Annotated in this window: 5 protein-coding genes; 1 reads left to right on the top strand and 4 read right to left on the bottom strand. The window is 40.4% G+C overall.

Annotated elements, in window-relative coordinates:
• Positions 1–30: 30 nt before the first annotated feature.
• Positions 31–489 (bottom strand): methylglyoxal synthase, encoded by a 459-nt coding sequence (mgsA, locus tag A6B40_RS07745; RefSeq protein WP_176672043.1) that lies wholly within the window; start codon positions 487–489, stop codon positions 31–33.
• A 124-nt stretch (positions 490–613) separates the two neighbouring features.
• Between mgsA and thrC the strand changes: the two genes are divergently transcribed.
• The gene (gene thrC, locus A6B40_RS07740; protein WP_176672042.1) at positions 614–1,888 is read left to right on the top strand and encodes a threonine synthase; all 1,275 of its coding nucleotides are present in this window, start codon (positions 614–616) and stop codon (positions 1,886–1,888) included.
• A 36-nt stretch (positions 1,889–1,924) separates the two neighbouring features.
• Here thrC and A6B40_RS07735 read toward each other — a convergent pair whose 3' ends face one another.
• The 3 genes from A6B40_RS07735 to nudF form a co-directional block, all read right to left on the bottom strand.
• The gene (locus A6B40_RS07735) at positions 1,925–2,230 is read right to left on the bottom strand and encodes a DUF4298 domain-containing protein (protein WP_176672040.1); all 306 of its coding nucleotides are present in this window, start codon (positions 2,228–2,230) and stop codon (positions 1,925–1,927) included.
• A 142-nt stretch (positions 2,231–2,372) separates the two neighbouring features.
• Positions 2,373–11,417, bottom strand: a complete 9,045-nt coding sequence (locus A6B40_RS10160) for a YadA-like family protein (RefSeq protein ID WP_236966862.1) — start codon at positions 11,415–11,417, stop codon at positions 2,373–2,375.
• Positions 11,418–11,862: 445 nt separating this feature from the next.
• Positions 11,863–12,477: an ADP-ribose diphosphatase gene (gene nudF, locus A6B40_RS07705; RefSeq protein ID WP_025343071.1), complete on the bottom strand. Its 615-nt coding sequence runs from the start codon at positions 12,475–12,477 to the stop codon at positions 11,863–11,865.
• Positions 12,478–12,484: the final 7 nt, after the last annotated feature.

Below are 12,484 nucleotides of genomic sequence, written 5' to 3'. Positions count from 1 at the left end.
AAAATGACCGCTTGTAATTAATATCAAATGTTACCCTAAACGCTCCGCCAAATAACCATCGTAATCCGGCACAATCGCTTCAACCTCTTGATTAAATAAATCAGCGTTTAATAAGAAATTAGCTGAAGTTTCATTAATAGCCACAGGAATATTCCACACCGTTGCAATTCGCATCAGGGCTTTCACATCAGGATCGTGCGGAGCAGCATTCATTGGATCCCAAAAGAAAATCAGCATATCAATTTTCTTTTCTGCAATCAGTCCGCCTAATTGCTGGTCACCGCCCATTGGTCCGCTCATTAATGCCGTTATTTCAAGCCCGGTTTCTCTAGCAAGCAAATGTCCTGTTGTGCCAGTGGCGTAAAGTTGATGTGGAGAAAGTTGCGTTTGGTGGGCTTTCGTCCAACGGATCAAATCCTGCTTACAGCTGTCGTGAGCTACCAAGGCGATCTGTTTTTGTTTTGCGATCATTCGAGTTGTCGTTTTCATTTCTATCTCCTTTGCAAAATTTTTATGAAATCATACCGCTTATTTTTCGGTTTTGCATTGACTAATCATCGCTTATAGCTAAAATCAATTCAATTTCTTTCAAAAAATTAAAGGATATTTCTAAATGAACTTATACAACATCAAGCACCCAGAAGAACAAGTGAGTTTTGCCCAAGCAGTCCGCCAGGGATTAGGCAAAAATCAAGGATTATTTTTCCCCGAAGTCTTACCTAAATTAGATAATATTGATGAATTATTAGATTTACCTTTAGTTGAACGTAGCCAAAAAATTCTTTCTGCGTTAATCGGCGAAGAATTGCCGCAAGAAACGTTAAATGTAATGGTAAAAAATGCGTTTACTTTCCCAGCACCACTTGCGAAAGTCAATGATGATGTTTATGCGTTAGAATTATTTCACGGTCCAACTTTAGCGTTCAAAGACTTTGGTGGTCGTTTTATGGCTCAAGCTCTTGCGAACGTGCGTGGTGATGGCAAAATCACTATTCTTACTGCGACTTCGGGCGACACAGGGGCTGCGGTTGCTCACGCATTTTACGGTTTAGAAAATATTAATGTAGTGATTTTGTATCCGAAAGGTAAAATCAGCCCATTACAAGAAAAATTATTCTGTACTTTAGGCGGTAATATCCGCACTGTGGCGATTGAGTCTGATTTTGATGCTTGCCAAGCCTTAGTTAAACAAGCCTTTGATGATGCAGAACTTCGCCAAGCTATCGGCTTAAATTCCGCAAACTCAATTAATATCAGCCGTTTACTGGCTCAAATCTGCTACTACTTTGAAGCTGTGGCACAACTACCAAAAGAGAAACGTTCAGACGTAGTTGTTTCTGTACCAAGCGGTAACTTTGGTAACTTAACCGCAGGCTTAATTGCCAAAACCTTAGGTTTACCGATTAAACGTTTTATCGCTTCAACCAATGCTAATGATACCGTTCCACGCTATTTACAATCAGGCAAATGGGAACCAAATGCAACGGTTGCAACCCTGTCAAATGCAATGGACGTAAGCTGTCCAAATAACTGGCCTCGTGTGGAAGAGTTATTCAAACGCAACGGCTGGAGCTTATCAGACTTAGGCTCAGCCGCATTAAATGATGAAGAAACCGAAGCAGCATTAAAAGCACAATATGCGGAAGGCTATTTGTGCGAACCGCACGGAGCCATTGCTTACCAAGCGTTGAAAGACCAACTGCAAGCAGGTGAAACCGGTATTTTCCTCTGCACCGCTCACCCAGCGAAATTCAAAGAATCGGTAGAACGCATTTTAGAGATCGAACTGCCACTGCCGGAAGCATTAGATAAACACAACAAATTGCCGTTGCTCTCTGATGAAATGGCGGCAGATTTTGCGACATTACGTGAATATTTATTAAAATAAAAACATGTAAGGCGGACAATTTGTCCGCCTTTCAGTTTAATCTTGTGCTTTAGTAATCCAAGCAGTCGATAATTTTAACCATTCTAACGCCAGCTGATGCTGCTCGTGAAAGGCATTCCATAACGCATCTTCTGATAACACACTGTAATTGCCTTGGGAGTCTAACTCACCGTCAAAATGTTCATTTAACTCTTGCCATTGCTCCGAGAAATAGAATTGCTGCAGTGGAGCCAGCAGTTCTGCTGCTTGTTTCCATTCTTCAACGCTTTTTTCTAATTCAGGTAATAATGCTATCCATTGGTTATAGCGATCCTGCATTTGTTGGATTTCTTCTTTTTTCATTATTTTCTCCTGATAAGCGGTTAAATTTTTACAATTTTTTGCAAATTGTAAAAATTCATTAAAATTTGACCGCTTGTAATATATATAAAAATCCCCTTCTAAAGAAGGGGATTTTATTCATTTTAGTTTAGTGAGCACTAAATTACCATTGGTAACCTACACCAACACCGCCACCAAAGTCACCACGGCTATTCGCATTACCTTGCAATTTCAAGATAAGCTTACCATTATCACTGGAACGTGAATAACCTACTGCAAGGGCGTTTTCACCCTTAAATGTACCACCTGCTGCAGCTACCATAGATTTACCTGGAATATAAACCTGTGGTAAAGATGCCGCTGCATTTGAGCCGGCAATACCTGCACGGGCCTCACGGCTATTACGGTTGATCTTATTGTTCAACTGATTTGCCACACCTTTTAACTGACCTACATTCACTGCATCGGTATCTGCCTCACCTGCTTTAACATTAGTAATACGGTTACCGCCATTATTTAAGCCATCTTTCGTTAAGCTTACCGCTTTTCCTGCAGAGCCATTATTAATGGTTACGCCATTATTGTTCACCAATGTATCACCGGTCTTAACGCTAGTAAATTCAGGGGTATCTGAAACGGCTACAGTTACATCAGAACCTTTACGTGTCACTTTGATGTTATTACCTGCATTTATGCTCACTGTACTACCTGCTTTTACTTTCGCAGGGGCTTTATCCCCTTCAACCACACCTGTACCAACTGCTTTAGAATCTACGTTCCAGCTTACGTTGTTTACGGCATTTGCTACTGTTGTTGCATTCACAAAGTGTGAACCGGTACCGTTAGGATCTTGAACATTGATTGTGCCGTTATCAGCAACAGTTAAATCTGTGCTGTTTACGTTCACTTTCACCTCACCAGCCTTATCACTGGTAATAGTTGTACCATTACCATTTACGATATTGATAGAACCATCTTCATCAGTACCAATGTTATTACCATTCACTTTCGCATAGTTGTTCAGCTGTTTACCGTTGATAACATCTGTGCTTACCGGGCTGATATCGCCATCTGCTACATTAGTGATCTTAGTTGGTTTACCGTCTTTATCACCGACTTTGATGTTATCACCATCATTAGTGATTTTCGGACCATTCTCGCTGAACTGTACGCTGTTGAAGCTCACATCTTTTGCTGTCGCAAAAGTAAATTGATTACCATCACGTTTAACAGTTAGGTTATCACCTGCTTCAAACACAACTTCTTCGCCCGTTTTCACTAGCTTAGTCGCAGCTTGGTCACCATTAGCCTTATTACCTGCAGATTTAATATTAAAGCCTGCATTATTCACTGCATCTGCAACAGTTTGAGCAGTCACTAACGCATTTGGTTGAGTTGGTGCTTTCACCGTACCGTCTGCATTGTTACCTAACTCGCTGGTATTTGCGGTGATGTTACCTTCATTATTTACTTTAATAGTAGTACCGTCAGTCTTCGCTGCTACTGTATACGTCGTTGAACCATCACCATTGGTGGTAGGTGTAATAACAACACCTTGATTACCGTCCACTTTGGTAGTCGCTGCTTTTGTCGCTGCTTGTAAGTCACCTACGTTTACCGCATTGTTTACTGTATCACCAGATGCATTGTTAAGAGCTTCTGCACGCTCTTTGCCTTCTGGTGTTGTGCCATCAGGCTTACGAACACCACTTGCCACATTGCCTAATTGCACTGGTGCTTCACCGGTAAATTTAGCTGTACTGCTTGGGGTTGAGCTATCAGCAGGATCTTGGTTAACAAACTCAATCGGGCTGTCCACTTTAATCGTGTTTTTGCCGTCCTTATTCTCTACAGTTACTTTTGTACCTTTACCATCTACAAAGTCTACCGTGTCATTGTGTGTCACCGTATCCACTGCTTTACTGTTACCTTGTAAGTTCCAGCCAGCATTCAGCACATCTGCCACTGTTGCCGCATTATTTAGCTTGTTAGCTAAGTTTTCCGGGCTGTTATCTGATGGTTGTTTTTCATTCATCGGTGTAACCGGTGCCAGGTTAGACGCTACATTGCTAATCGCTTTATTACCTGCATCAATACCGTCTTTATTGATAGTAATCGGGTTATTTGCAGGGTTTGCCTCATCTGTTGGTACAGTTACACTGTTAGAAGTCACACTGTCAAACTTAACATCATCCTTAGTCGCATAAGTTACTTTACCATCGGCTTCTTGCTTCACGGTCAAATTTTTACCTGCGATCATTTCAACTGCTTTTCCAGGGTTAATCAGTTCATTATCACCTGATAGCTTTTCTCCACCTTCTACAGCCGAAGTTTTCAGCATAAAACCTGAGCTGTTGATCGCATTAACAATATCACCTGCTGTTACTAATTTCTTAGCATTATCAGCTGTTGGCTCATCAATTTTTCCGTCATTACCCACATCATTTAATGCCGTAGTATTAGCCTTAATTGCACCGGTTGTCGGATCTTTTACAATCGTTACATCGTCAGTATTCACTGACAGGTCGAACACATTTGCACCATCAGTATTTTTTGTGGTATTAATCGTGACTGATTTATCATCTGACTTAACCTCCTCACGAGATGCCATAGCGAAAGTGTAAAGCTGGCTACCATTTACTGCATCTTTACTATCTGCATTTACGTCGCCATTTGCTACATTAGTCACTTTGACTGCATTACCGTCTTTATCACCAACATTGATATTACCACCATTGTTAGTAATCTTAGGACCTTCATTCCCGAATTGTACGCTATTGAAGTTCACATCTTTTGCTGTTGCAACAGTGATGTTATTACCATCACGGGTAATCTCGATGTTTTTACCATCTAAGAACTGAACCGTATCACCTGTTTTCACCAAGCTTGCTTTATCTCCATTCGCTTGAATGTTGAAACCAGCATTGTTAATTGCATCGGCAACAGTTTTAGCTGTTACTAATGCGTTTGGTGCTGCAGGCTCTACCACTTTACCATCAGGGTTATTTGTTAACTCGCTGGTATTTGCAGTAATTTCACCCTTATCGTTTAGCTTAATAGTTGTGCCATCTGTTTTCGCTTTCACAGTATAAGTCGTTGAGCCGTCATCGTTAGTTTTTGAGCTGACTTCTACACCTTCAGTACCATCTACTTTAGTAGTTGCTGCTTTCATTGCTGATTGTACATCACCCACATTCACAGCATTATTCAACGTATCACCTGTTGCGTTGTTAATCTTATCCGAAATCGCTTTACGCTCTGCATCTGTTGGTGCTGCTTTATCTGCAAATGTGCCGTCCACACCACTCTTCAGATTCGTGATTGAGCCTGTCGTATCCGGCTTACCATTACTCATATCAATGCTGTTGAATGCAACATTATCTTTCGTTGTGTAAGTGAATTTACCGTCGGCCTGGGTAAGTGTCATATTTTTACCCGCATCAAAGGTAATTGTTTCACTTGGCTTGATCAGCTGTATTTTCTTGCCATTGGTTTCACCACCATCAACACCGTCACCTGCTGTTACATTAAAGCCCGAGTTGTTGATTGCATTAGCGATATCACCTGCCGTCACTAATTTCTTAGCATCGTCACCTGTAGGATCAGTAACTTTACCTTCAGGGGTATTATTTAATGTTGTGGTATTTGCTTTCACTTCACCTGTTGTCGGATCTTTCACGATCGTTACATTATCAGTATTGACCGTCATATTACCCGCATCATCACGACTGATAGATTTATCCGTTGCAACATCTACGGTATATTCAGTATTACCTTTGTCGTCTTCCTGACCAGCTTTTACTGTGACCGCTTTAGAACCCGCTACCACAGATGACGTTTTCTCAGAATTATTAATCGCATCAGCTACATCACCTGCAGTCATCACTTTGTTCTTATCACCTTCAGCAACAGACACATTACCACGCGTTACTGTAGGAGCTTCTGCCTTAGCAACATCTACCGTATAAATTGTTTGGCCACTATCGCCTGTTTCAGGCGCACCAACAGTTGCTAAGCCAGAACCTCTAACTTCTGTTTTAGCTGCCGCTGTTTTTTGGTTTAACTGACTTACATTTACTGCATCAGTATCTGCTTCACCTGCTTTCACACCTGTAATCTTGGTTGGATTACCATCATTACCTGCAATATTGAGATTGCCATCTTGGTTCGTGATTTTCGGACCATTGTCACCAAATGTTACGCTATCAAATTGCACATCTTTGGCTGTTGCAAAGGTAAATTGATTGCCTACACGCTTAACTATCAAGTTATCACCTGCTGCAAAAATCACTTCTTCACCCGGATTAATCAACTCTGCTGCGTCTTGATCGCCATCTGCTTTGTTGCCACCAGATTTCGCATTCCAACCTGCTTTTTGAATTGCTTCAGCAACTGTTTTTGTAGTTGCTACTTTATCTTCTTCTGCAGGTGTAGTTACCTTACCTTTGTCATCTACAATAACAGTTCCAGCATCAATATTAAATGTAACATTAGCTACACTATTACCAGAGTTCATTGTTACATTCGCTTTCGTGCCTTTACCATCAACAAAATTCACAGTATCGTAGGTTTTAACAAAGTCTTTCGCATCACCATTTTCTTGTAAATTCCAACCTGCATTTAATACATCATCAACCGTTGCAGCATTGTTTTTAACGTCATTTACATTATTTGGTTTAGCCTGTGAAACAGTATTAGTTGCATCACCTGTACTGTTTGTTACAGGTAGGTTGCTTGCCACATTAGTGATTGGTTTACCTGCAACATCGATGCCATCTTTAGTAATAGTAATTGGTTTATCATTAGGCGCTGTACCCGTTGGTACACTAATCGTGTTAGATGTCACATTATTAAATGTCACGTCTTTTGCCGTAGCAATAGTAAAATTGCTACCATCACGAGTAACTTTAATATTTTCACCATCTTTAAAGTTAACTTCATCACCTGGGTTGATTAATTCCCCATCATCACCATTCGCTTTTGCTTTAAAGCCTGAATTGTTAATTGCATTAGCAATATCTCCTGCATTAACTAATTTCTTCTTATCCGCTTCAGTTTGTGGAGCATCAACCTTACCGTTATTATCCGCATCAGTTAATGAAACGGTTTTTGCAGTAAATGTCACATTGGTTTTAGTATCGCCATCTTTTGTAGCCGATGCAGTGAATTGGTCACTATCAACAAAGTGAACTTCGTTACCCGCTTTCACATCATTAACTTTATCGGCACCTTGATAGATAGACCAACTCACATTATTCACAGCATTAATTACATCACCCACCGTTGCAATAGCATTGGTATTTGGTGCTGTATTTACTGTATCACCCGTTTTTGAGTTGCCATCAGTCGTTGCCTGCCCGTTTTCTACTTTAATCGCTTGAGTTTCAAGTGCGATATGGACTTTACTTTCATTATTCGCTTCTTTGGTATTAGTGACTTTAATTACACCTTTACCATCAATGGTCACTTTATCATCTGCATTGATATCGCCTACTTTATCCGCAGCGACATTATCTTGTGACGTTTGAAGTGTCCATTTTGCCGCTTTTAACTGATCAACATTTACCGCATCTTTACCATCTACGCCGTCCGCTACATCTTTGATTTGCTTACCGGCTGTGTTAATGCCATCTTTAGTGATGGTAATTGGTTTATTTGCTGTGTCCGTTGGGATCTCTAACGTTTTGGTTGTTACTTTATCAAATTCAACCGTATCTTTAGTTGCGAAAGTAAAGTTACTACCCGCTTGAGTAATCTTGATGTTTTTACCTGCATCAAAAGTTACTGTATCGCCAGGGTTAACCAACTCAGCTGAAGTACCTGATACTTCGCCTGCGCTTTGACTAGATGTTGCCGTAAAGCCTGAATTTTTAATTGCATCAGCAACTGTTTTAGTTGTTGCAACTTTATTTTCATCTGTAGGGGTAGTGACTGCACCTGTTGTGTTATCAACTGTGATAGAACCGGTATCCACATCAAAGGTTACTTTAGTTACGCCATCAGCTTCTTGTGTAACATTTGAAACTGTACCTTTGCCGTTCACAAATTGTACAGATTCATTTGGGGTCACTGTGCCTTTGGTTTCACCCGCATTATCTTTAATATTGAAACCTTGGTTTACATAGTTATTTAAGTTCGTAATTGCATCGCCAACATTTGTTGCTGTATTGCCATATTGGGTTTTATCTGCATTTGTTACATTGTATTGAGGCTGAGTTACAGAGCCATCCGGGTTCACAACAGAACCGCCACCAAAATTATTTGCAGTTGAATTGGCAAGGTTACTGGTTGCATTCATTGCCATATAAAGTTGTGAACCATTAATCGCATCGGTTGATGTAGCAGAAATCTGACCCGCTGCCACATTTTGGATTTGACGCTCTTTACCTGCAGAGCCTACAGAAACAACATAGTTAGTATCTTTATTTACCCCGGCAAAGCCATTATAAGTAATACCCCCTACCGTTGCATTTTCAGTTGGTCTTGCTGCGCTCACTACTGATTCGCTACCCAAAGCAACAGAACTATTCAGAGTAGCTTGAGCCCCCATACCTAATGCTGTAGCAAATTGAGCTGTTGCATTAGCACGTGTACCAACAGCCACTGCTGATTGTGCTGAGGCAATTGAATTTGCACCTACGGCTAAAGAGGCATTTGCACTCGCATTTGCTGCAACACCAAAGGCAGAGGCTTTTTCAGCCGTTGCATTAGCATTAGAACCTACCGCTGTAGCATCACCTGCTGTCGCGTTTGTTTGGCGACCAAGTGCAGTTGTACCATTAGCCGTTGCATTTGCTAAATGACCAACTGCCGTAGCTTGAATACCGTTTGAAACAGTAGCCACACCTAAAGATAACGCTCCGTTACCATTTGCATTTGAGTTTGTACCTAATGCTATTGCTGCCTGCTCACCACCTGTTGCAGTGGCATTCGGGCCGATAGCAATTGAGTTTCTGCTCTTCGCGCCATCATTAACTTGATTCTCAGGTACAGTTGAATTCACAGAGAAATATTGAATTTGGCTTGCTTGCGCAGGAATATTGACAGAAAGATCATAAATAACCGTGCCATTTTCATTTCTGCCAGTATTATCTACTTTTACTGTACCATCTTTAGAAATAACGGTAGCTTGGGTATCTTTCGTAAATTTCGTGATTGCATCTTGTGTTAAGCCAATTTCATAGTTAGTTGTATTGGCTGCGGTTGCTGCTTTACCTGTCACCGTTATGTAATTTGGGGAAACCGAACTCGCCGTTGTATTATACGCATTTACTGTATAAATTGGCTGACCATTTGTACCAGTAGAACTAGTTACATTTACATTAGAACCAGCTACTACCTCCGTTTTCACCGCTTTAATTGCTTCATGCACAGTATTTTTATTCGTATCACCAATATTAGTGAATGTAATACTACCGTTCGGATTGAGCGTTGCGTTACTACCTAAAATATTTTTGGTTGAATTAGCTAGGTTAGCTGTTGCATTCATTGCCATATAAAGCTGTGAACCGTTAATAGCGTCTGTTGAAGTTGCAGAAATTTGACCTGCTGCTACATTTTGGATTTGACGCTTACGATCATTACTGCCGACAGATACAATATCCCCAGCTGCAGGATTATTACCAGCAAAACCACTATACGTAATACCACCTACTGTCGCAGTATTAGTTGGTACTGCCGCGGATACTGTAGAGTAAGACCCTATTGCAACAGAACGCTCAAGTGTTGCTTGGCTGTTAGCACCTAATGCCAATGCATAATTTGCTGTGCTATTTGCTTCACGACCTAAAGAAGCTGCATTTTGAGCCGTAGAGTTTGCTTTATAGCCTATAGCAACTGAATTTACTTCAGATACGCTGGCTTCATTACCAATTGCCACTGTACTAGCTTTAGTTGCATTTGCTGATTTACCTAATGCTACCGCATTATCTGCACTCGCACTTGCTAAATAACCACCTGCAAAAGAATTTGCTGCACTTGCGTTCGCTTGAGGGCCTACTGCCGAGGAATAATTTGCCGATGCATTTGCCTCAGTACCTGCTGCAAAGCTTTGTGCTCCCGAAGATTTAGCTGCATTACCAATTGCAACCGCATAGTTACCGCTAGAATTAGTATTTGAGCCAAGTGCAACTGCATTCAAACCTGTAGATACAGATTGCCCTCCCATCGCAAAAGAATGCGTATTAGTAGCTTGAGCAGCATCACCAATTGCAATAGACTTATCACCTGAAGAAACAGAAGCACTACCAATTGCGATCGCTTTACTATTATTTGCCGTTGCAGCCTCACCAATTGCATAACTTGCTAAGGCTGTGGCATTTGCTCTTGTACCTAATGCGTAAGAATTTACACCGCTTGCTTTCGTACTCTCACCGATTGCAACTGAAGATTGATTAGAAGATACTGCCTCAACACCAAAAGAGATGGCTTGTTCACCAGAAGCTCTACTATTAAAACCAATAGCTGCAGCTTTTGTATTTGAAGCATTAGCATTATTACCAATAGCTAAAGAACTTACTGCTGCTACAGTAGTTGCCGCACTTGCACCAAGTGCTAATGAACTTGTACCATTCGCCGCAGACTTATCCCCCATTGCACCTGAATAATCAGCATTTGCTCTTGAACCCGAACCCATTGCAAACGAACGCGTACCATTTGCCATTGAGCTCCACCCCATAACTGTTGAGCGGTTACCATTAGCCTCTGCACCAGCACCAAAGGCAGTTGCGCGGTTACCTGTTGCTTTAGTTAATGTACCAAGAGCAATAGCATTGGATGAACTTGCAACAGCATCCATACCAATAGCAATAGATGGAACCAGAATATTACCTGTTTCTACACCATTACTATTCACTATATAATTCCCTTCAAGATCGGTTAAATTTGTTCTATGAGTAGCATTAGCTCCAGTACCAATCGCAATAGTAGAATGCCCTGTAGATTGAGCTCCAACACCAACCGCAATAGCATCATATTGTGCAGCATATGCAGCATTATAAGTTCCTGAATTTGATGTTATCTGACTAATAGCAACCGCTGCTACTGCATCTGTTACAGCTAAAAGTAACGCTGAACTACTCACTAACGAAGTTAAAACTATACGATTTGAATAGCTAGATTTAACTTTTCCCTTCGCCTTTTGCAATTCAGATACTGCAACCCAACTTTGTGTTGCATGATTCCAAATAACCTTAAAAATCTTATTCATATAATTCCTAATAATAAATAGATAAAAAAAGAAGATTATATAAAGATGATCTTTATATAATCTCCGCCTAAAACATCTCAACTTGCTAATATAAATATTTATTTTTTCTATTAAGGCAAGTAAACAATTTAATGATGAATATTTTATCTTATAAAAGTACTCAAGTATTCTATTTAAATGTAATTTCTTGTAAAGAATGCGCTATTTGACCTATCATAACAAACGTTGATTTAAATTAATTTTCTACCAATTTTGAGGGAAGGATTTATTTTTCAACTCACTCTAAAACGGAGTTATTCATCATAAATAGTGATCATTTATGCTAAAATTTCTGGCTATTTTTGTTTCTCAATTTGGTCTTTTCACTCCAAAAAGAATTGCGAATAATACCAACACAAGGTATAGATAAAACAAAGGTGGACACAAAGTCCACCCTACTCTTTTGTTAATCTTCGTATTTAGTATAATTTAACTGTAACCATTGTAATCCAATTACCGCAATTACATTATCAATTTTACCTTCTTCAACCCATTGATAAGCCTGCTCACGACTGACAACGTGGACTAAAATATCTTCGTTTTCTTCTAATAAACCGTGAACTTCGCCTGATTGGACTTTACTGCTATCAATCAAGCCGAGGAATAAGTGTAAACGCTCAAGCTGTCCGCCGGGGCTGTCCCATACGCTAAGGGCGTGTTGTACTTCGCTTACTTCTAAGCCTGCTTCTTCTTTTGCTTCTCGAATAGCGACTTCAGCAGGTTCTTCATTGCCTTTATCAACCATACCAGCGACTAATTCTAATAACCAAGGCGATTTTTTCTGGGAAGAGTCATAAGCCCCAATACGCACTTGCTCAACCAGCACTACATTATCCAGTTTGGGATCATAAGCAATAAGTGCGGCTGCTTCGCCTTTAATTAGTAATTCACGCACCACATCGCCGCTCATTTCACCGGAAAAGAGCTTGTGGCGGAAAGTGATTTTTTGGAGTTCAAAATGCCCTTTGTAAACGGTCTCTTTGTTTACAATCTGCAAATCTTCATATTGATATTGATTCATTCTGCCC

The sequence above is a fragment of the Mannheimia varigena genome (assembly GCF_013377235.1).
Lineage (GTDB): Bacteria > Pseudomonadota > Gammaproteobacteria > Enterobacterales > Pasteurellaceae > Mannheimia > Mannheimia varigena.
This window is presented reverse-complemented; position numbering and strand designations above follow the sequence as displayed.